The sequence below is a fragment of the Pseudomonas sp. S1_E05 genome (assembly GCF_056337105.1).
Genome location: NZ_JBFRHM010000001.1, coordinates 3,448,344 through 3,470,102, shown reverse-complemented (window position 1 = coordinate 3,470,102; position 21,759 = coordinate 3,448,344). Strand labels below are relative to the sequence as shown.

Below are 21,759 nucleotides of genomic sequence, written 5' to 3'. Positions count from 1 at the left end.
ATGATGGACATCAACGAGATTCGCGAATACCTGCCTCACCGTTACCCGTTCCTGCTGGTGGATCGGGTCGTGGATCTGGATGTGGAAGAGAAGCGCATTCGCGCCTACAAGAATGTCAGCATCAACGAACCGTTCTTCAATGGCCACTTCCCCGCGCACCCAATCATGCCGGGCGTGCTGATCATCGAAGCGATGGCACAGGCTGCCGGTATCCTGGGTTTCAAAATGCTCGACGTGAAACCGGCCGACGGCACCCTGTATTACTTCGTGGGTTCCGACAAGCTACGCTTCCGCCAGCCAGTGTTGCCGGGCGACCAGTTGATCCTGGAGGCCAAGTTCATCAGCTGCAAGCGCCAGATCTGGAAATTCGAATGCCAGGCCTCGGTTGACGGCAAGCCCGTCTGCTCGGCTGAAATCATCTGTGCGGAACGCAAGCTATGAGTTTGATTGACCCTCGTGCAATCATCGATCCGACGGCCGTACTGGCCGACGGCGTCGAGGTTGGCCCTTGGTCGATCATCGGCGCAGGTGTGGAAATCGGCGAGGGGACAGTCATTGGGCCACATGTGATCCTCAAGGGCCCTACCCGGATCGGCAAACACAACCGCATCTACCAGTTTTCCTCGGTGGGCGAAGATACGCCTGACCTGAAATACAAAGGCGAAGAAACTCGCCTGGTGATTGGTGACCACAATGTCATTCGTGAAGGCGTGACCATTCACCGTGGCACCATTCAGGACCGTTCGGAAACGACCCTGGGTGATCACAACCTGATCATGGCCTATGCCCACATCGGCCACGATAGCGTCATTGGCAATCACTGCATCCTGGTCAACAACACTGCATTGGCTGGGCACGTGCACGTGGAAGACTGGGCGATCCTGTCCGGTTTTACCCTGGTTCACCAGTACTGCCATATTGGCGCCCACAGTTTTTCCGGCATGGGCACGGCCATTGGCAAGGACGTTCCAGCCTACGTCACCGTGTTTGGCAACCCGGCTGAAGCGCGCAGCATGAACTTCGAGGGCATGCGCCGCCGTGGTTTCAGTGAAGAGGCGATCCACGCTCTGCGCCGTGCCTACAAGGTGGTGTATCGCCAGGGCCTGACGGTTGAGCAGGCGCTCGCCGAGTTGACCGAGCCTGCTGCCCAGTTCCCCGAAGTCGCAGTGTTCCGCGATTCGATCCAGTGCTCGACCCGCGGCATTACCCGCTGACCATGGCTACTCTGCGTATTGCGCTGGTGGCCGGTGAGGCTTCCGGTGACATTCTGGGTGCTGGTCTCATGCGTGCGCTCAAGGCTCAACATCCGCAAGTCGAGTTCATAGGCGTTGGCGGTCCGCTGATGCAGGCCGAAGGCCTGACTTCGTACTTCCCGATGGAGCGTCTCTCGGTCATGGGCCTGGTGGAAGTGCTCGGTCGACTGCGCGAGTTGCTCAAGCGCCGCAAGCAATTGATCGCCGACCTGATCGCCGCGAAGCCGGATGTGTTCATCGGCATTGATGCCCCGGACTTCAACCTCAATATCGAACTCAAGCTGCGTCAGGCCGGGATCAAGACCGTGCACTACGTCAGTCCGTCGGTGTGGGCATGGCGACAGAAGCGCGTGCTGAAGATCCGCGAAGGCTGCGACCTGATGCTGACGCTGTTCCCGTTCGAAGCAAAATTCTATGAAGAGAAGGGCGTCCCGGTGCGGTTTGTCGGGCATTCCCTGGCCGATGCGATTCCGTTGGAAGCCGATCGTGGCGCCGCACGTGCAGCACTGGGTTTGCCTGACGGCCCCCTGGTTGCGCTGATGCCTGGCAGTCGCGGTGGCGAAGTGGGGCGTTTGGGGGCATTGTTCCTCGACACCGCCCAGCGCCTGCGCGCCATGCGTCCGGGTGTACGGTTCGTGATGCCTTGCGCCAGCCCGGAGCGCCGCCAGCAACTGGAAGCGTTGCTGGTGGGCCGTGACCTGCCACTGACCCTGCTTGATGGCAAATCGCATCTGGCGTTGGCCGCCTGCGACGCGGTCTTGATCGCATCCGGCACCGCAACCCTTGAAGCGCTGTTGTACAAGCGGCCGATGGTTGTTGCCTATCGTCTGGCGCCGCTGACGTTCTGGATTCTCAAGCGCATGGTCAAGAGTCCCTACGTGTCGTTGCCGAATCTGTTGGCCCAGCGTCTGCTGGTGCCCGAGTTGTTACAGGACGATGCCACGGTCGAGGCGTTGGCCCAAACGCTCTCGCCGCTGATCGAAGGTGGCGAAGAGCAGACCCGCGGTTTCGACGAAATTCACCGGACTCTGCGTCTGGATGCCTCCAACCAGGCTGCGGACGCAGTGCTGAAACTGATCGGCCAAGGACAATGACCAGGAAAAACATGCAAATGGGTCTGGATTTTACCCTCGTCGCCGAAGTCGAAGACCTGGTGGCCGGCGTTGATGAAGTCGGCCGCGGCCCCCTGTGCGGTGCCGTGGTCACGGCGGCGGTGATTCTCGATCCGAACCGTCCCATCCTCGGGCTGAACGATTCGAAGAAGCTCACCGAAGCGCGCCGCGAAAAGCTCTACGACGAAATCTGCGAGAAGGCCCTGAGCTGGTGTATAGCGCGCGCCGAAGTCGAAGAAATCGACGAGTTGAACATTCTCCATGCCACCATGTTGGCGATGCAGCGTGCGGTCGAAGGCCTGCACATTCAACCAAAACTGGCGATGATTGACGGTAACCGTTGCCCGAAGTTGTCCATGCGTGCTGAAGCGGTGGTGCAGGGCGATGCCAAGGTGCCGGCCATTGCGGCAGCATCGATCCTGGCCAAGGTCAGCCGGGACCGTGAAATGGCGGCGTTCGAACTGATTTACCCGGGGTATGGCATCGGTGGCCACAAAGGCTATCCGACGCCCGTTCATCTGGAAGCGCTGTCGCGCCTGGGGCCGACCCCCATCCACCGTCGCTCGTTCGCCCCTGTGCGATCGGCGTACGAGGCACGCGAAAGCCTGATCGAGAGTTAGTCACGAGGCTGATTTTTTTTGCCAAGGCCCGGTACAATCCGGGCCTTGTTGTTTTTACGTTTCTGAACAGGATCACTATGCCGGCTTCATTCGTTCACCTGCGCCTGCACACTGAATTTTCCCTGGTCGACGGTCTTGTGCGGATCAAACCGCTGGTCAAGACCCTGGTTGCCATGGGCATGCCTGCCGTCGCGGTGACCGACCAGAACAACATGTGCTCCCTGGTCAAGTTCTATAAAAATGCCATGGGTGCGGGGATCAAGCCGATCTGCGGCGCCGACTTGTGGCTGGCGAACAAGGACCCGGATGCCCCGCTGAGCCGCATCAGCCTGTTGGTGATGAACCCGCTGGGTTATCGCAACCTGACCGAGTTGATCTCCCGAGGCTTTCTAGATGGCCAGCGTAACGGCATGGTCATCGTCGAGCGTGAGTGGGTAGCAGAGGCCAGTGAAGGCCTGATCATGCTGTCGGCGGCGAAAGAGGGCGAGATCGGACAGGCCCTGGTCAGCGGCAACCCTGAAGAAGCCGAAGCCCTGGCGCGCGAATGGATGGCGGTATTTACGGACCGCTTCTATCTGGAAATCCAGCGCACCAATCGTGTCAACGATGAAGAGCAATTGCACGGCGCGGTGGCATTGGCCGATAAACTCGGCGCGCCTCTGGTGGCGACCAACGATGTGCGCTTCATCAAACAGGGCGACTTCGAAGCTCACGAAACCCGGGTCTGCATCGGCGAGGGGCGTGCGCTCGACGACCCTCGGCGCTCAAAGAACTACAGCGACCAGCAGTACCTCAAAAGCGCCGAGGAAATGGCTGAGCTGTTCAGCGACATACCCGAAGCGCTGGAAAATACCGTCGAGATTGCAAAGCGCTGCAACATCGACGTGAAGCTGGGCAAGCACTTCCTGCCAGACTTTCCTACCCCCAATGGGATGGGGATTGACGATTACCTGCGCCACGTTTCCTACGAAGGCCTGGAAGAGCGTCTGGCGGTGTTGTGGCCCAAGGACACCACGCCCAACTACGAAGAGAAGCGCCAGGTCTACCTCGACCGCCTGAAATTCGAACTGGATATCATCATCCAGATGGGGTTCCCCGGTTACTTCCTCATCGTTATGGACTTCATCAAGTGGGCCAAGAACAACGGTGTACCGGTGGGCCCGGGCCGGGGATCGGGTGCTGGATCGCTGGTGGCCTACGTGCTGAAGATCACCGATCTCGATCCGCTGGCCTATGACCTGCTGTTCGAACGTTTCCTCAACCCGGAACGGGTTTCCATGCCCGACTTCGACGTCGACTTCTGCATGGACGGGCGCGACCGGGTGATCGAGTACGTGGCGGATGCCTACGGTCGAAACGCGGTGAGCCAGATCATCACGTTCGGCACCATGGCCGCCAAGGCGGTAGTGCGAGATGTGGCGCGGGTGCAGGGCAAGTCCTACGGCCTGGCGGATCGCCTGTCGAAGATGATTCCGTTCGAAGTCGGCATGACCCTGGAGAAAGCCTACGAGCAGGAAGAAATCCTCCGTGATTTCCTCAAGGTCGATGAAGACGCCAAGGAAATCTGGGACATGGCGCTCAAGCTCGAGGGCGTCTGCCGTGGTACCGGTAAACATGCCGGTGGTGTGGTGATCGCGCCGACCAAGCTCACCGATTTCTCACCGATTGCCTGTGATGAAGAAGGCGGCGGCCTGGTGACCCAGTTCGACAAGGACGACGTGGAGGCCGCCGGCCTGGTGAAGTTCGACTTCCTTGGCTTGCGGACTCTGACGATCATCAAGTGGGCGATGGAGACCATCAACCGCGAACAGGCCAAACAAGGCCTGGATGACCTGAACATCGATTTCATCCCGCTCGATGACAAGAAAACCTACGACCTGCTGCAAAAAGCCGAGACCACGGCGGTGTTCCAGCTTGAATCGCGGGGCATGAAGGAGCTGATCAAAAAACTCAAGCCCGACTGCCTCGAAGACCTCATCGCATTGGTGGCGCTGTTCCGTCCGGGCCCTTTGCAATCGGGCATGGTGGACGACTTCATCAACCGCAAACACGGTCGCGCCGAGCTGGCCTACCCGCATTCGGACTACCAGTACGAAGGCCTGAAGCCGGTACTGGCACCGACCTACGGCATCATCCTGTACCAGGAACAGGTGATGCAGATCGCCCAGGTCATGGCCGGCTACACCCTCGGCGGCGCGGACATGCTGCGTCGAGCCATGGGTAAGAAAAACCCGAGGAAATGGCCAAACAACGCGGCGGTTTCATCGAGGGTTGCGCCAGCAATAATATCGATGCCGACCTGGCCGGTAACATTTTCGACCTGGTGGAAAAATTCGCCGGTTATGGCTTCAACAAATCCCACTCCGCCGCTTATGGTCTGGTGTCATACCAGACTGCATGGCTGAAGACGCACCACCCGGCGCCTTTCATGGCGGCGGTGCTCTCGGCGGATATGCACAACACCGACAAGGTCGTGACCTTGATCGAAGAAGTGCGCAGCATGAAGTTGCGCCTCGATGCGCCGGATGTGAACGCGTCGGAGTTCAAATTCACCGTGAACGACGAGGGCCGGATCATTTATGGCCTGGGGGCGATCAAAGGGGTGGGTGAAGGCCCGGTCGAGGCAATCACCGAGGCTCGGCAGGATGGTCCGTTCAAGGACCTGTTCGACTTCTGCGCCCGTGTCGACCTCAAGCGCGTCAACAAACGGACCCTTGATGGTTTGATTCGTAGCGGTGCCCTGGATCGTCTGGGCCCCTACTTTCACGACGAGGTGAAAGCCTATCAGGCAAACATCGACCGTAATCGCGCGGTGTTGCTGACGGGCCTGGAAGAGGCCATCAAGGCCGCCGAACAAACCGCCAGGACCCACGACAGTGGGCACGCGGACCTGTTCGGCGGGTTGTTTGTCGAGGAAGACTCCGATGTCTACGCCAATCATCGCAACGCCAAGGAACTGACCCTCAAGGAACGGCTCAAAGGCGAGAAGGACACGCTGGGCCTGTACCTGACCGGGCATCCAATCGACGAATACGAAGGCGAGATCCGACGGTTTGCCCGTCAGCGCATCATCGACCTGAAGCCCGCGCGCGACACCCAGACCGTGGCGGGCATGATCATCGCCCTGCGGGTGATGAAAAACAAAAAGGGCGACAAGATGGGATTCATCACCCTGGACGATCGCTCGGGTCGCATTGAAGCCTCGCTGTTCGCCGATGCGTTCCATTCGGCGCAAGCGCTGTTGCAGACTGATGCAATGGTGGTGGTCGAAGGTGAAGTGAGCAACGACGACTTCTCCGGTGGCTTGCGGCTGCGGGTCAAGCGGGTGATGAGCATGGAAGATGCGCGCACCAACCTGGCCGAAAGCCTGCGCCTGAAAGTCCAGACCGAGGACCTCAAGGGTGATCAGCTACGCTGGTTGGGCGACCTGTTCAAGCGTCACCGAGGTGCGTGCCCGATCACCATGGAGTACACCAGCCCCGATGCGAAGGCTTTGTTGCAGTTTGGTGAAGGCTGGCGGATAGACCCGGCGGATGCGTTGATTCAAGCCTTGCGTGACCAGTTCGGGCGAGACAACGTCTTCCTCCAATACCGATGACGGGCAGTGCCATCACTTTGCCCTGATCCAAACCGATTTTTAATCTCGACCTGAACGCGCCTCTCCCTTAAGGTAGGGCGCGAATAGACAACCGGCCGGCCCAAGCTCTCTTGGTGGTCGACCCAAGACGGACGCCTATGAACCCGAATTTTCTAGATTTCGAACAGCCGATCGCCGACCTGCAAGCCAAGATCGAAGAGTTGCGCTTGGTCGGTAACGACAATTCGCTGAATATCGGCGATGAGATCTCCCGCCTGCAGGACAAAAGCAAGACCTTGACCGAGGACATCTTCGGCAAGCTGACCAGCTGGCAGATCGCGCGTCTGGCGCGTCACCCCAAGCGCCCGTACACCCTGGATTACATCGAGCACATCTTCACCGAGTTCGACGAGTTGCACGGCGACCGTCATTTCTCCGACGACGCTGCCATCGTTGGCGGTGTTGCCCGTCTGGATGACCAGCCGGTGATGATCATCGGTCACCAGAAAGGCCGTGAAGTGCGCGAGAAGGTTCGCCGCAACTTCGGCATGCCGCGTCCGGAAGGCTACCGCAAGGCCTGCCGCCTGATGGAAATGGCCGAACGCTTCAAAATGCCGATCCTGACCTTCATCGACACGCCGGGCGCCTACCCTGGCATCGACGCCGAAGAGCGCAACCAGAGCGAAGCGATCGCCTGGAACCTGCGCGTCATGGCTCGCCTGAAAACCCCAATCATCGCCACCGTGATCGGTGAGGGTGGTTCCGGTGGTGCACTGGCCATTGGTGTCTGCGATCAGTTGAACATGCTGCAGTACTCGACCTACGCCGTGATTTCCCCGGAAGGTTGCGCATCGATTCTGTGGAAAACCGCCGAAAAAGCACCGGATGCCGCCGAAGCCATGGGTATCACTGCCGAACGCCTCAAAGGCCTGGGTATCGTCGACAAGGTCATCGGTGAGCCATTGGGCGGCGCTCATCGCGACCCAGCCGCTGCCGCCGCCTCGATCCGTGCCGAACTGAGCTCGCAACTGGCGATGCTCAAGAAGTTCGATAACGAGGCACTGCTGGCCCGTCGTTATGAGCGTCTGATGAGCTACGGCCTGTAACAGGCTTCGCTTCATCCTTGTGGGAGCGGGCTTGCTCGCGATGGCGGTGTGTCATACAACATCTGTGTTGATTGATACACCGCCATCGCGGGCAAGCCCGCTCCCACTTTTGTTTGGTGTATGCACAGATTGATATGAGCCAGCCCATGCCTGATTTAGCCACCCGGCTTCTGCGCACTCTCGCTCCGTGGCGCAATGCCGCAACCTGGCGCATCGCCTTCTCCGGTGGCCTCGATTCCACCGTTCTGCTGCACCTGCTGGCTTCGCTGGCTCAATCCCATTCTTTGCCGCCCCTTGCGGCCATCCACATTCATCACGGGCTTCAATCCGTCGCCGATGCCTGGCCGCAACACTGCCAGTGGGTGTGCGACGGCCTGAGTGTGCCTCTCCAAATCGTCCGTGTTCAGGTCCAGCCCGGCGCCAGCCTCGAGCAAGCAGCCCGCGCCGCTCGGTATACGGCGTTTATTGAGGCCACCCTGGCTGATGAGCTGCTGCTGACCGGCCAGCACCGTGACGATCAGGCCGAAACCCTGTTGTTCCGCTTGTTGCGCGGGGCGGGGGTCAGGGGGTTGTCCGGGATGCCGCGCCAGCGTTCGTTGGGGCAGGGCAATCTGCTGCGCCCGCTGCTCGATGTCTCGCGAGTGGAACTGGAGGCTTACGCGCTCGAGCATCACCTGAGCTGGATCGAAGACCCCTCCAATCAGGATCGGCAATACTCGCGCAACTTTCTGCGCCACCAAGTGATTCCCCTGATGTCCGAACCCTGGCCGCAGGCAGTGGCGAACATGGTCCGCAGCGCGGCGCATCTGAGTGAAGCCCAGGCCTTGCTGGATGAACTGGCGCTTATCGACCTGGCACAGGTGAGCACCATCGGTGAATTCGATTGGCTCGGTGTGCCTTCGCTTGAGTTGTCGCCGCTGGCATCGCTGTCCGAGGCTCGCCAGCGCAATGCCCTGCGCTATTGGCTCGGTGCGCGGACACGCCTGCCGGACACTGACCATTGGTCGGGTTGGCAGGATTTGCGCGATGCCTCAGGTGATGCCCATCCGGTATGGCGACTGGCTGACGGTGAACTGCATCGGGCGGGAGGACGGATCTGGTGGCTGTCGGGAGGTTGGCTAAGTCCGCCATCGGCTGTCGGGGACTGGACTGATCCTTCGCAGCCCCTGCCGTTGCCGCATAACGGTATGCTGATGTTCGCGGGCCCGGCGCCTGAGGGGCCCCTGCAGATTCGCTATCGGGAAGGAGGGGAGGTGATGCGCCTGCCTGATCGCGGTCACCGGGATTTGAAGCGCTTGCTGAACGAGCGAAGTGTTCCTGGATTTGTCCGTGGCAGATTGCCGCTGCTGTATGGCGGCGAGCATTTGTTGGCGGTGGCCAGCCTGCCGGGGTTGAACGGCCATGTGCAGGCCGGTTGGCTTTTGCATTGGCAGCCACCTGGCGAAGATCAAGGTTTGAGCTGAAAGGGGCTTTCCGGTAGACTACGCTCCCTTCTTGATACAACTTCTGTGGATTCGCCTGAATTGCAGGAGTTGCCGATTACCAAGCAGTCTTTGCTGGGCGATTCCAAAAAATGTGTAGCGAACAACGAACCGGAGTTTCATCTCCCGGTCTGTCACAACGCGGCGGTTTTTTTGAAAGGTGCACTGTGATTAATGCAGGTGATCGGGGGCTTCGGCCTTCCTTCGCTTTCCCCGGCGGCTCGGACCGCTTTAACGCAGACTTCTAGGGTTTTTCATGACGCGCTACATATTCGTCACGGGCGGTGTTGTTTCTTCTTTGGGGAAAGGCATTGCATCGGCATCATTGGCGGCCATCCTGGAGGCGCGGGGGCTTAAGGTCACCATGCTGAAGCTGGACCCGTACATCAACGTCGACCCGGGCACCATGAGCCCGTTCCAGCACGGCGAAGTGTTCGTCACCCATGACGGCGCCGAGACCGACCTGGACCTGGGCCACTACGAGCGGTTCATCCGCACGACCATGACCCAGAACAACAACTTCACCACCGGCCGTGTCTATGAGCACGTGCTGCGCAAAGAGCGCCGTGGTGATTACCTGGGCGCGACCATCCAGGTCATTCCGCACATTACCGACGAAATCAAGCGCCGGATCATCAAGGGCGCTGGCGATGCCGACGTGGCGATGGTCGAGATCGGTGGCACCGTGGGTGACATCGAATCCCAGCCGTTCCTCGAAGCCATCCGCCAGTTGCGTTTCGAGGTCGGCGCCAAGCGCGCGATGCTGATGCACCTGACCCTGGTGCCGTACATCGCCACCGCCGGTGAAACCAAAACCAAGCCAACCCAGCACTCGGTCAAGGAACTGCGTTCCATCGGCCTGCAACCTGACGTGCTGGTCTGCCGCTCCGATCACCCGATCGACGTTTCCTCGCGTCGCAAGATCGCGCAATTCACCAACGTTGAAGAACGTGCGGTGATCGCGCTGGAAGACGCCGACACCATCTACAAGATCCCGGGCATTCTGCACTCGCAAGGCCTGGATGATTTTGTCGTCGAGCGTTTCGGCCTGCAATGCGGCGGTGCCGATCTGTCCGAGTGGGACGCCGTGGTCGATGCCAAGCTCAACCCGGAGCACGAAGTCACCATCGCCATGGTCGGCAAGTACATGGAACTGCTGGATGCCTACAAATCGCTGATCGAAGCGATGAGCCATGCCGGTATCAGCAATCGCACCAAGGTGAACCTGCGCTACATCGACTCCGAAGACATCGAAAACCAGGGTACCGCGCTGCTCGAAGGTGTCGACGCGATCCTGGTTCCAGGCGGCTTCGGTCTGCGTGGCGTGGAAGGCAAGATCACCGCCGTTCAGTACGCTCGCGAGAACAAGGTCCCGTACCTGGGTATCTGTCTGGGCATGCAGGTGGCGGTGATTGAGTTCGCTCGTAACGTCATGGGCTGGAAAGACGCCAACTCCACCGAGTTCGATCGCACCAGCGGTCATCCGGTCGTGGGTCTGATCACCGAGTGGGAAGACGCCACCGGCGCCGTCGAAACCCGTACCGAAACCTCCGACCTGGGCGGCACCATGCGCCTGGGTGCCCAGGATTGCCTGCTCGAAGCCGGCTCGAAGGTTCACGACTGCTATGGCAAGGACGTGATCGTCGAGCGTCATCGTCACCGTTACGAAGTGAACAACAACCTGCTGCCGCAAATCATGGAAGCGGGCCTGAAAATCTCCGGCCGTTCCGGTGATGGTGCGCTGGTAGAAGTGGTCGAGGCTGCGGATCACCCATGGTTCGTCGCTTGCCAGTTCCACCCTGAGTTCACCTCGACGCCTCGCGACGGTCACCCGTTGTTCAGCGGTTTCGTCAAGGCTGCCTTGGCTCAACACCAGAAGAAGGCTTGAACCTTATGGCGCAGAAGATCATCCGTGTAGGCGATATCGAGATTGCCAACGACAAGCCAATGGTGCTGTTCGGTGGCATGAACGTGCTGGAAAGCCGCGACATGGCGATGCAGGTCTGCGAAGAGTACGTAAAGGTGACCGAGAAACTCGGCATCCCTTACGTATTCAAGGCCAGTTTCGACAAGGCCAACCGTTCCTCCGTGACCTCTTACCGGGGCCCCGGCCTGGAAGAGGGCATGCGGATTTTCCAGGACATCAAGCAAGCCTTTGGCGTGCCGATCATCACTGACGTGCATGAACCTGAGCAGGCCGCGCCCGTCGCTGAAGTCTGCGACATCATCCAGCTGCCGGCCTTCCTGTCGCGCCAGACTGACCTGGTGGTCGCGATGGCCAGGACTGGCGCGGTGATCAACATCAAGAAAGCCCAGTTCCTCGCCCCTCAGGAAATGAAACACATCCTGAACAAGTGCGTGGAAGCGGGTAACGATCAGTTGATCCTCTGCGAGCGCGGTTCGAGCTTCGGCTACAACAACCTGGTCGTCGACATGCTGGGTTTCGGCATCATGAAGCAGTTCGAATACCCGGTGTTCTTCGACGTGACCCACGCGCTGCAAATGCCCGGTGGTCGCTCCGACTCCGCTGGCGGTCGCCGTGCCCAGGTCACCGACCTGGCCAAGGCCGGCATGAGCCAGTCACTGGCTGGCCTGTTCCTCGAGGCCCATCCGGATCCGGATAACGCCAAATGCGACGGCCCTTGCGCCTTGCGCCTGGACAAACTGGAGCCATTCCTGGCCCAGCTCAAGGCTTTGGACGAACTGGTGAAGAGTTTTCCGACGGTAGAAACCGCGTAATCCTCAATTCTCCGGTATCGTATCGCACGATTTAACGCTCAGGCCCTCGGGCCTGGGCGTTATCGTCCGCAAGTCTGCCCCGCTGCACATCACTTGCCGACGGTAGAAGTTTTCCTCTAGCTGCGTCGTTTTCGTCAACTTTGGAGTGTTTACAACAATGGCTAAAATCGTCGACATCAAAGGTCGTGAAGTTCTCGACTCCCGTGGCAACCCCACCGTGGAAGCGGACGTGCTTCTCGATAACGGCATCATCGGTAGCGCCTGCGCGCCGTCCGGTGCTTCCACTGGCTCGCGTGAAGCGCTCGAGCTGCGTGATGGCGACAAGAGCCGTTACCTGGGCAAAGGCGTCCTGAAAGCCGTTGCCAACATCAACGGCCCGATCCGCGACCTGCTCAAGGGCACCGATCCAAGCGACCAGAAAGCGCTGGACCTGGCGATGATCAAGCTCGACGGCACCGACAACAAAGGTTCTCTGGGCGCCAACGCTATCCTCGCCGTTTCCCTGGCCGCAGCCAAGGCCGCCGCCCAGGACCAGGACCTGCCACTGTACGCACACATTGCCAACCTGAACGGCACCCCGGGTGTCTACTCGATGCCGGTTCCGATGATGAACATCATCAACGGCGGCGAGCACGCCGATAACAACGTCGACATCCAGGAGTTCATGGTTCAGCCGGTTGGCGCCAAGTCTTTCTCGGAAGGCTTGCGCATGGGCACCGAGATTTTCCATCACCTCAAAGCCGTGCTGAAGGCCCGTGGCCTGAGCACTGCCGTGGGTGACGAAGGTGGTTTCGCACCGAACCTGGCGTCCAACGAAGACGCGCTGAAAGTCATCTCCGAAGCCGTGGCCAACGCCGGTTACAAGCTGGGCACCGACGTGACCCTGGCACTGGACTGCGCCGCCAGCGAATTCTACGAAGACGGCAAGTACAACCTGTCCGGCGAAGGCCAGGTTTTCACCGCGGAAGGTTTCGCCGATTACCTCAAGGGGCTGACCGAGCGTTACCCGATCATCTCCATCGAAGACGGCCTGGACGAATCGGACTGGGCAGGCTGGAAGATCCTCACCGACAAGATCGGCGAGAAGACCCAACTGGTCGGGGACGACTTGTTCGTGACCAACACCAAGATCCTGAAAGAGGGCATCGATAAAAAGATCGCCAACTCGATCCTGATCAAGTTCAACCAGATCGGCACCCTGACCGAAACCCTGGAAGCCATCCAGATGGCCAAGGCTGCTGGTTACACCGCCGTCATCTCGCACCGCTCGGGCGAAACCGAAGATTCGACCATCGCCGACCTGGCGGTGGGCACTTCGGCTGGCCAGATCAAGACCGGTTCCCTGTGCCGTTCCGATCGCGTCTCCAAGTACAACCAACTGCTGCGTATCGAAGAGCAGTTGAACGGCAAAGCCAAGTACAACGGCCGCAGCGAATTCCGCAGCTGATGTAAAAAAAACAACGGATTATGTCGAAAAACTCGCTACAACGAGGTTTTAGGCACTAATCTGATGCCTTGAAAGCACAAGCCTGGATCATCCAGGCTTCGTGCTATCAGACCTTTTGTTTTGTTATGGCTGTCTTTTTTCACTGGATACCCGGATTTCGATGCGCAGTCCCAATTGGTTGTTTCTCGTCTTGCTTCTGCTGCTGGCTGGCCTGCAATACCGCCTATGGGTGGGAAACGGCAGCCTGGCGCAAGTGGCCGAGCTGACTCAGCAGATCGCGGATCAGCACGCTGAAAACGAAGGGTTGCTGGAGCGCAATCGGGTGATGGACGCCGAAGTCAGTGAACTGAAAAAAGGCATGGAGACCGTTGAAGAGCGGGCTCGTCATGAGCTGGGCATGGTCAAGGACGGTGAAACCCTTTACCAGTTGGCTCAATGAGCACCCCACTACCGGCCTTCTGGGCCGTGATTCCTGCCGCGGGCGTTGGTGCCCGTATGGCCGCGGACCGTCCCAAGCAATATCTGCAATTGGGCGGGCGCACAATTCTCGAACACAGCCTTGGCTGTTTCCTTGATCACCCGGCCCTCAAGGGGTTGGTGGTCAGTCTTGCTGTCGACGATCCCTACTGGCCCAACCTCGCTTGCGCCGGTGATTTGCGCATTCAACGGGTTGACGGTGGCGCCGAACGTTCCGGCTCGGTGCTCAATGCCTTGTTGCACTTGCATGCACTGGGCGCAGGCGATGAAGATTGGGTGCTGGTACACGATGCCGCACGGCCCAATCTAAGTCGTGACGACCTGGACACGTTGTTGTCCGAGCTGGCTGACGATCCGGTCGGTGGCCTGCTGGCGGTTCCGGCTCGCGATACCTTGAAACGCGTCGACAAGCACGGTCGGGTGGTTGAAACCGTGGATCGCAGCGTGATCTGGCAGGCGTATACGCCGCAGATGTTCCGCCTCGGCGCGTTGCATCGGGCGTTGGCCGACAGCCTGGTGGCGGATGCGGTCATTACCGACGAGGCGTCGGCCATGGAGTGGGCGGGGCAGGCACCGCGGCTGATCGAAGGCCGTTCCGATAACCTCAAGGTCACTCGACCCGAGGACCTGGAGTGGTTGCGGCAGCGGTGGGCTAACAGGTACTGATTGTGTGGCTGTGGTGTCAGGTCTGCCGCCATCGTCGGAACGCCGCCCGGAGCAAGCTCGCTCCTACAGGGCTCGCGTCGAACTCAACTCTGTAGGAGCGGGCTTGCTCCGGGCGGCGTTCCGACGATGGCGTCGGTCCTGCCAACCCAATATTCTGCTGACTCACTCCCCTCGATACTCAGGCCGCTGCGCCAACCCTTCCTTCAAGTAATCCACCAACTTGCGCACCTTCGGCGACAGATGCCTTTGCTGTGGATAGAGCGCCCAAACCGCCGTGTTCGGGGGCTGATGCGCTTCGAGCAATGAAATCAGCGCCCCACTTTTCAGGTGCTCAAGCACGTAATAGTCCGGCAACTGACACAGCCCCACCCCCTGCAGCGTCGCATCCAGCACGGCTTGCCCACTGTTGCAGCGCCAGTTTCCCTGTACACGCTGCGAAAACTCCCGCCCGTTCTGCTCCAGTTGCCAGAGGTCCGAGCTGCCGACCAGGCAGTTATGGCGGCTCAATTCCGAAAGGCTATGTGGGCGACCGTAACGCTCCAGGTAGGACGGCGAGGCGCACAGGTACATGCGTCGCGGCGCCAGTCGCGTGGCCACCAGGCGTGAGTCCTGCAAGCGGCCGAGGCGGATCGCCAAGTCCAGCCCTTCATGGACAAGGTCGAGCTGACGGTTGCTCAGTTCGATGTCGATGCGCAGTTGCGGATACAGGCCCATGAAGCGCGTGACCAGCGGCACGATGAAGCGCTCGCCGTAGGCCACGGCGCAGGTCATGCGCAGCATGCCCTTGGGTTCGCTGGTCAGATCGCCGACCGCACGCAGTGCTTCTTCGCGGCCATCCTGCAAACGCTGGCAATGTTGCAGGAAGGTTTGCCCGGCCTCGGTCAATGTGACACGGCGAGTGCTGCGGTAGAGCAGGCGAGTTTGCAAGCGCTCTTCGAGTCGTACGATCTGGCGACTGATGTGGGAAGAAGAAACTCCGAGCCGCTCGGCGGCCGCCGTGAACTGGCTGCACTCGGCAACGGCCACAAATTCGTCGATGCCTTCCCAGCGATTTTCAGACATCTGTGATTATCCCTATAGGGCAATAATGTTTTGCTTTTGTCTGGATTATTCACTGTAGTGCAGTGGATTACACTGATTGTCTCGTTTTTATTCACTGGAGCATTCACATGATCAAGTCCCGCGCCGCCGTAGCCTTCGAGGCCAAGAAGCCCCTCGAAATCGTAGAAGTCGATGTCGCCATGCCCAAGGCCGGTGAAGTGCTGCTGCGCGTAGTGGCCTCCGGTGTTTGCCACACCGACGCCTACACCCTGTCGGGCGCTGATCCGGAAGGTATCTTCCCGTCGATTCTGGGCCATGAAGGTGGCGCCGTGGTCGAAGCCATTGGTGAAGGCGTGACTTCCGTCGCCGTGGGCGATCATGTCATTCCGCTGTACACCCCGGAATGCCGCCAATGCAAATTCTGCCTGTCGGGCAAAACCAACCTGTGCCAGGCGATTCGTGCGACCCAGGGCAAGGGCCTGATGCCGGACGGTACTTCGCGTTTTTCCTACAAAGGTGAAACGATTTTCCACTACATGGGAACCTCGACTTTCTCCGAGTACACCGTGCTGCCGGAAATTTCCGTGGCCAAGATTGCCAAGGAAGCACCGCTGGAAAAAGTCTGCCTGCTGGGTTGTGGTGTGACGACGGGCATCGGCGCCGTGTTGAATACCGCCAAGGTGAAACCAGGTGATACCGTGGCGATTTTTGGTCTCGGCGGCATCGGTCTTTCCGCCGTGATCGGCGCGGTCAAAGCCAAGGCGGCACGGATCATTGCCATCGACATCAACCCGGCCAAGTTCGAAATCGCCAAACAATTGGGTGCAACCGATTGTGTAAACCCGAAAGACTTCGACCGTCCGATCCAGGAAGTCATCGTCGACATGACTGACGGTGGCGTCGACTTTTCCTTCGAGTGCATCGGCAATGTGCAACTCATGCGCGCGGCGCTCGAGTGCTGCCATAAGGGCTGGGGTGAGTCGGTGATCATTGGCGTGGCCGGTGCCGGCCAGGAGATCTCAACCCGTCCTTTCCAACTGGTGACCGGTCGCGTTTGGCGCGGTTCGGCATTCGGTGGGGTACGCGGCCGGACCGAGTTGCCAAGCTACGTGGAAATGTCCGAAACCGGCGAAATCCCGCTGGATACCTTCATCACCCACACCATGGGCCTGGAAGATATCAACAAGGCCTTCGACCTGATGCATGAAGGAAAAAGCATCCGCTCCGTCATTCATTTCTAAGAAGCGGCCGTGAGCGACAGGCTGCAAGCTGCAAGTGAGGGCGTCTCTGCTTGCAGCTTCCGGCGTGTGGCTTGCTGCTGGGAGAGCATCCATGAATCTAGAAAATATCTCCTGCCAGAAAAGCTTCGGCGGCTGGCACAAGCGTTATCGTCATCGCTCTGAAACGCTGGGATGCGACATGGTATTTGCCGTCTACCTGCCGCCGCAGGCGGAGCAAGGGGGCAAGTTGCCGGTGTTGTACTGGTTGTCCGGCCTGACCTGCACCGATGAAAACTTCATGCAGAAGGCCGGCGCCATGCGCATGGCGGCCGAACTGGGGCTGATCATCGTTGCGCCGGACACCAGCCCGCGCGGCGCCGATGTGCCGGGTGATCCGGACGGTGCCTGGGATTTCGGTCTCGGTGCCGGGTTCTACCTGAACGCCACGCAGGAACCCTGGTCGCGACACTATCGGATGCATGACTATGTCGTGCAGGAATTGCCTGCCTTGGTCGAAGCGCATTTCCCAGCGTCGGACAAACGCGGCATCAGCGGTCACTCCATGGGAGGGCATGGTGCGCTGGTCTGCGCGCTGCGCAACCCGGGGCGTTACCTCTCGGTGTCGGCGTTTTCACCGATCAACAATCCGATGGACTGCCCATGGGGACAGAAGGCCTTTTCCCGATATCTGGGAGAGGACCGTTCCAAGTGGCGGGAGTGGGATGCCTGTGCGTTGATCGCCGAGGCTGGTGAGAAGCTGCCGCTGTTGGTTGACCAGGGTGATCGCGATGATTTCCTGAGCAACCAGCTCAAGCCTGAGGCGTTGCAGCAGGCAGCGAAACAGGCGGGTCATCCCCTGACGTTGCGCCTGCAACCGGGCTATGACCATAGCTATTTCTTCATCGCCAGTTTCATCGACGACCACTTGCAGCATCACGGACGCGCCCTGAACGCCTAATGCAGGTAGAATCACGCCCTGACAAAAATCGGGGCGTTTTTTTATGCGTATTGGCCACGGCTATGATGTGCACCGTTTCGCTGAAGGCGATTTCATTACACTGGGCGGCGTGCGCATTGCACACGGCTTCGGTCTGCTCGCCCATTCCGACGGTGACGTCCTGCTGCACGCCTTGAGCGATGCCCTGCTTGGCGCGGCTGCGCTGGGCGATATCGGCAAGCATTTCCCCGATACAGACCCTACATTCAAGGGCGCCGACAGCCGCGTGCTGTTGCGTCACGTTGTCGCGTTGATCCACGCCAAAGGCTGGAAAGTCGGCAACGTCGACAACACCATCGTTGCCCAGGCACCGAAAATGGCCCCGCATATCGAATCGATGCGCGCGCTGATCGCCGCGGATCTCCAAGTTGAACTGGACCAAGTGAACGTGAAAGCCACCACCACTGAAAAGCTCGGTTTCGTCGGTCGTGAAGAGGGCATTGCCGTGCACTCCGTTGCCCTGTTGCTGCGCGCATGAACGAACTGCAATTGCTTGGCCCCCGGGCCTATGGTGACGCCCTCGGTACGGCGGTGTTGAAGGCTATCGCCGAAGATTTCCAGGTCGATGAAGTCCTCGATATTCCCTTGAGCGGCGACGGTGAACACCTATGGATCTGGGTGGAAAAACGCGGCTTGAACACTGAAGAAGCCGCGCGCCGTATCGCCAAGGCTGCCGGTGTGCCGTTGCGTACTGTCAGCTATGCCGGGCTCAAGGATCGCCAGGCCTTGACCCGCCAATGGTTCAGCGTGCAACTGCCTGGCAAGGCCGACCCTGATCTGTCGGCGGCCGAAAACGATACCCTGAAAATCCTCAAGACCAGCCGGCACAAGCGCAAGCTGCAACGGGGTGCGCACTCGGCCAACGGCTTCACCCTGCGCCTGACGCAGTTCGACGGGGACAAGGCCGCCATCGAAGAACGCCTGCAGCGGATCGTCAAACAGGGCATCCCCAATTATTTTGGTGCCCAGCGTTTTGGCTTCGACGGCGGCAATGTGGTCGATGCCCGTGGCTGGGCTGCACGCAGGGCATTGCCAGAGCAGCGCAATGTGCGTTCGCGCCTGCTCTCCGCCGCTCGCAGCTTTCTGTTCAACCAGGTACTGGCGGCGCGCGTGGCGGATGGCACCTGGCAGCGGGCGCAGGTGGGTGACTTGCTGGCGTTCACCGACAGCCGCAGTTTTTTCCCGGCAGGAGAGGCCGAGTGCAGTGACCCGCGACTGGCCATTCTGGACCTCCACCCGACCGGCCCTCAGTGGGGCGAAGGTGACTCGCCGGCGGCGGGCGCTGTCCATGAACTGGAACAGGCCATCGCCGCGCGCGAAGCGGACTTGCGCGATTGGTTGATTAACGCCGGTATGAGCCACGAACGTCGCATCCTGCGGCTGCCCATTAGTGGGTTGACGTGGCATTATCCCGAGCCTGACATTCTGCAACTGGAATTCGTCCTGCCGGCCGGATGCTTCGCCACCGTATTGGTGCGTGAACTCGTCGATCTGGTGCCAGCAGGGCAGACGGACAGCCCATGCGTATTCTGATTTCTAACGACGATGGGGTAACCGCACCCGGTCTCGCCGCGCTTTATGCTGCGCTGGCGGATTACACCGAATGCGTGGTTATCGCCCCGGACCAGGACAAGAGCGGTGCCAGCAGTTCGCTGACGCTGGACCGTCCGTTGCACCCCCAAACATTGGCGAACGGTTTTATCAGCCTCAATGGCACCCCCACCGATTGCGTGCACCTGGGCCTCAATGGCCTGCTGGAACGTGAACCGGACATGGTGGTTTCCGGCATCAACCTGGGCGCCAACCTGGGGGACGACGTGCTGTATTCCGGCACGGTGGCCGCGGCCCTTGAAGGTCGGTTCCTGGAGCGTCCTTCGTTTGCCTTTTCGCTGGTTTCCCGACAGGTCGAGAATCTTCCTACTGCCGCCTACTTTGCACGCAAACTGGTGCAGGCCCACGCAGAGCTCGAGCTTCCACCGCGTACGGTATTGAACGTGAACATTCCCAATTTGCCGCTGGATCATATCCGTGGCATCCAGTTGACCCGTCTCGGCCATCGCGCCCGTGCGGCGGCCCCTATGAAGGTCGTCGACCCGCGTGGCAAATCCGGCTACTGGATCGCTGCAGCCGGCGATGCCGAGGACGGTGGTGCCGGCACTGATTTCCATGCGGTGATGCAGGGCTACGTATCCATCACGCCATTGCAGCTGGATCGCACCTTCAATGATGCCTTCCGCAGCCTCGATGGCTGGCTGGAGGGACTGCACTGATGGCTCGTGAACAAGACCCGATGCACCGCGGCATCGGCATGACCTCGCAGCGCACGCGCGAGCGTCTGATGCAGCGGTTGTACGAAGAAGGCATCAGCAACGCCAAGGTGCTGGAAGTGATACGTCGCACGCCGCGTCACCTGTTCGTCGACGAAGCGCTGGCGCACCGTGCCTATGAAGACACGGCGTTGCCGATTGGCAACAACCAGACGATCTCTCAGCCTTACATGGTGGCTCGCATGAGCGAGCTGTTGCTGGAGGCGGGGCCGCTGGACAAGGTCATGGAAATCGGCACCGGATCGGGTTATCAGACCGCGATCCTGTCACAACTCGTCGAGCGGGTGTTCTCCGTCGAGCGCATCAAGGTGTTGCAGGATCGCGCCAAGGAGCGACTGCTCGATCTCAACCTGCGCAACGTAGTGTTCCGTTGGGGCGATGGCTGGGAAGGGTGGCCAGCGCTGGCGCCGTACAACGGCATCATTGTGACTGCGGTGGCTACCGATGTGCCGCAGGCATTGCTCGATCAGTTGGCGCCGGGAGGACGACTGGTCATTCCGGTTGGCTCAGGCGAGGTCCAGCAATTAATGCTGATCATCCGCGAGGAGCACGGATTTTCCAGGCGAGTTCTGGGAGCGGTACGTTTTGTCCCGCTGCTCAACGGGCCACTGGCCTGAGCATTTGTTCAAGCGTGCTGAATTCTCTTCGATGGCCTCTGTCTTACAGCAGCATCGATCGGTTAAACGGGATTCAACGGCAGGCAGCAAACGTGTGCGCGAGGCCAACTCGATCCATTAAAGGTAAAGCCTGCACGGCCCGTTATACTTGCGACACTTCATGCCGCAACATGGCATTCCAACATTTCAGCCAGCACAAAGGGAGCGGCGGGTGAGTCTCACAGTCATAGCGCAGCGTATGGGTAAAACGAGCTTTCAGCGCCTGGTGACTGGCCTTGTCTTGAGCACCTTGCTGGTCGGTTGTTCCAGCAATAAATCCAGCGATGTGCGTGTCGTCGATCGCAACAATGCCGCCGCCCAGCGTCCGGCTGTGACCACGGGCCAGTATGTGGTTCGACCCAAAGACACCCTGTTCTCCATCGCATTTCGCTACGGCTGGGACTACAAGGCGCTGGCGGCGCGCAACAACATTCCTGCGCCCTACACCATTCACCCTGGTCAGACGATTCGCTTCGACGGGCGCACCGGATCAACGCCGGCACCGGTCGCGGTCGCGCCCGTTTCAGCACCGTCGTCGTCCAGTAAAACCACGGTCATTCGACGCCAGCCAAATGGCGCAACGACGACCACGACGGTGGTATCACCGTCTGTCGCAAACAAGCCTGCACCTGCTCCGATCCCCGCTCCAGGCCCGGCCCCGACCGGCTGGGGGTGGCCTTCTAATGGCATTTTAATTGGAAAATTCTCTTCAAACGGTAGTTTGAATAAAGGAATTGATATCGCCGGAGATTTGGGACAGCCTGTTTTAGCTGCGTCTGATGGGACGGTGGTGTACGCCGGGAGTGGCTTAAGGGGCTACGGCGAATTAGTCATCATCAAACACAGCGATACCTACGTCAGTGCCTACGGTCACAACCGCAGGCTGTTGGTTCGGGAGGGGCAGCAGGTCAAGGTCGGACAGACAATTGCCGAAATGGGGTCAACGGGTACGGACCGGGTGAAACTGCATTTTGAGATTCGCCGACAAGGTAAACCAGTAGATCCGCTGCAGTTCCTGCCACGTCGTTGATTTGTTTCCA

Annotated in this window: 19 protein-coding genes and 1 pseudogene; 19 read left to right on the top strand and 1 reads right to left on the bottom strand. The window is 59.8% G+C overall.

From position 1 onward, the window contains the following. From fabZ to ispD, 12 genes and pseudogenes are all read left to right on the top strand, one after another. Positions 1-441: a 3-hydroxyacyl-ACP dehydratase FabZ gene (gene fabZ, locus AB4N33_RS16125; RefSeq protein WP_110966659.1), complete on the top strand. Its 441-nt coding sequence runs from the start codon at positions 1-3 to the stop codon at positions 439-441. Beyond that, positions 438-1,214, top strand: a complete 777-nt coding sequence (gene lpxA / locus AB4N33_RS16120; RefSeq protein ID WP_460117549.1) for an acyl-ACP--UDP-N-acetylglucosamine O-acyltransferase — start codon at positions 438-440, stop codon at positions 1,212-1,214. The genes fabZ and lpxA overlap by 4 nt, the downstream gene beginning before the upstream one ends. A 2-nt stretch (positions 1,215-1,216) precedes the next feature. Next, positions 1,217-2,347 carry a lipid-A-disaccharide synthase gene (gene lpxB, locus AB4N33_RS16115; protein ID WP_460117547.1) on the top strand — a complete coding sequence of 377 codons (1,131 nt, stop codon included), beginning with the start codon at positions 1,217-1,219 and terminating at the stop codon, positions 2,345-2,347. 11 nt (positions 2,348-2,358) lie between these two features. Continuing rightward, the gene (gene rnhB / locus AB4N33_RS16110; RefSeq protein ID WP_460117546.1) at positions 2,359-2,985 is read left to right on the top strand and encodes a ribonuclease HII; all 627 of its coding nucleotides are present in this window, start codon (positions 2,359-2,361) and stop codon (positions 2,983-2,985) included. Positions 2,986-3,062: 77 nt separating this feature from the next. Continuing rightward, positions 3,063-6,583, top strand: a pseudogene (gene dnaE, locus AB4N33_RS16105) (DNA polymerase III subunit alpha). Between the two features lie 137 nt (positions 6,584-6,720). Further along, positions 6,721-7,668 (top strand): acetyl-CoA carboxylase carboxyltransferase subunit alpha, encoded by a 948-nt coding sequence (locus AB4N33_RS16100; RefSeq protein ID WP_368557323.1) that lies wholly within the window; start codon positions 6,721-6,723, stop codon positions 7,666-7,668. Positions 7,669-7,802: 134 nt separating this feature from the next. Then, positions 7,803-9,131 (top strand): tRNA lysidine(34) synthetase TilS, encoded by a 1,329-nt coding sequence (tilS, locus tag AB4N33_RS16095; RefSeq protein ID WP_476457735.1) that lies wholly within the window; start codon positions 7,803-7,805, stop codon positions 9,129-9,131. Positions 9,132-9,405: 274 nt separating this feature from the next. Next, complete coding sequence (locus AB4N33_RS16090) at positions 9,406-11,037, top strand: CTP synthase (protein WP_460117540.1); 1,632 nt, start codon at positions 9,406-9,408, stop codon at positions 11,035-11,037. A gap of 5 nt (positions 11,038-11,042) precedes the next feature. Next, entirely contained in the window at positions 11,043-11,888 is an 846-nt protein-coding gene (gene kdsA / locus AB4N33_RS16085; RefSeq protein WP_460117538.1) for a 3-deoxy-8-phosphooctulonate synthase, read from the top strand. A 157-nt stretch (positions 11,889-12,045) separates the two neighbouring features. After that, positions 12,046-13,335 carry a phosphopyruvate hydratase gene (gene eno, locus AB4N33_RS16080; protein WP_476457734.1) on the top strand — a complete coding sequence of 430 codons (1,290 nt, stop codon included), beginning with the start codon at positions 12,046-12,048 and terminating at the stop codon, positions 13,333-13,335. Positions 13,336-13,495: 160 nt separating this feature from the next. After that, the gene (gene ftsB / locus AB4N33_RS16075; protein ID WP_008028992.1) at positions 13,496-13,774 is read left to right on the top strand and encodes a cell division protein FtsB; all 279 of its coding nucleotides are present in this window, start codon (positions 13,496-13,498) and stop codon (positions 13,772-13,774) included. Beyond that, entirely contained in the window at positions 13,771-14,478 is a 708-nt protein-coding gene (gene ispD, locus AB4N33_RS16070; protein ID WP_476457733.1) for a 2-C-methyl-D-erythritol 4-phosphate cytidylyltransferase, read from the top strand. Before ftsB ends, ispD begins: the two co-directional genes overlap by 4 nt. 162 nt (positions 14,479-14,640) lie before the next feature. Here ispD and AB4N33_RS16065 read toward each other — a convergent pair whose 3' ends face one another. Further along, positions 14,641-15,540 carry a LysR family transcriptional regulator gene (locus AB4N33_RS16065; RefSeq protein ID WP_460117532.1) on the bottom strand — a complete coding sequence of 300 codons (900 nt, stop codon included), beginning with the start codon at positions 15,538-15,540 and terminating at the stop codon, positions 14,641-14,643. A 107-nt stretch (positions 15,541-15,647) separates the two neighbouring features. On the opposite strand from AB4N33_RS16065, the gene AB4N33_RS16060 reads away from it, so the two are divergent. From AB4N33_RS16060 to AB4N33_RS16030, 7 genes are all read left to right on the top strand, one after another. Continuing rightward, positions 15,648-16,760, top strand: a complete 1,113-nt coding sequence (locus tag AB4N33_RS16060) for an S-(hydroxymethyl)glutathione dehydrogenase/class III alcohol dehydrogenase (RefSeq protein WP_460117530.1) — start codon at positions 15,648-15,650, stop codon at positions 16,758-16,760. Between the two features lie 91 nt (positions 16,761-16,851). Further along, on the top strand, positions 16,852-17,697 hold the full coding sequence (gene fghA / locus AB4N33_RS16055; protein ID WP_460117528.1) for an S-formylglutathione hydrolase: 846 nt from the start codon (positions 16,852-16,854) through the stop codon (positions 17,695-17,697). Positions 17,698-17,740: 43 nt separating this feature from the next. Then, on the top strand, positions 17,741-18,214 hold the full coding sequence (ispF, locus tag AB4N33_RS16050; protein ID WP_010462780.1) for a 2-C-methyl-D-erythritol 2,4-cyclodiphosphate synthase: 474 nt from the start codon (positions 17,741-17,743) through the stop codon (positions 18,212-18,214). Further along, positions 18,211-19,269: a tRNA pseudouridine(13) synthase TruD gene (truD, locus tag AB4N33_RS16045; protein ID WP_476457732.1), complete on the top strand. Its 1,059-nt coding sequence runs from the start codon at positions 18,211-18,213 to the stop codon at positions 19,267-19,269. The genes ispF and truD overlap by 4 nt, the downstream gene beginning before the upstream one ends. Next, positions 19,257-20,006, top strand: coding sequence for a 5'/3'-nucleotidase SurE (surE, locus tag AB4N33_RS16040; RefSeq protein WP_460117525.1), 750 nt, complete (start codon positions 19,257-19,259; stop codon positions 20,004-20,006). Before truD ends, surE begins: the two co-directional genes overlap by 13 nt. A gap of 38 nt (positions 20,007-20,044) precedes the next feature. Then, positions 20,045-20,680, top strand: coding sequence for a protein-L-isoaspartate(D-aspartate) O-methyltransferase (locus AB4N33_RS16035; protein ID WP_476458831.1), 636 nt, complete (start codon positions 20,045-20,047; stop codon positions 20,678-20,680). A 211-nt stretch (positions 20,681-20,891) separates the two neighbouring features. Then, entirely contained in the window at positions 20,892-21,749 is an 858-nt protein-coding gene (locus AB4N33_RS16030) for a peptidoglycan DD-metalloendopeptidase family protein (RefSeq protein ID WP_476457731.1), read from the top strand. Positions 21,750-21,759 lie beyond the last annotated feature (10 nt).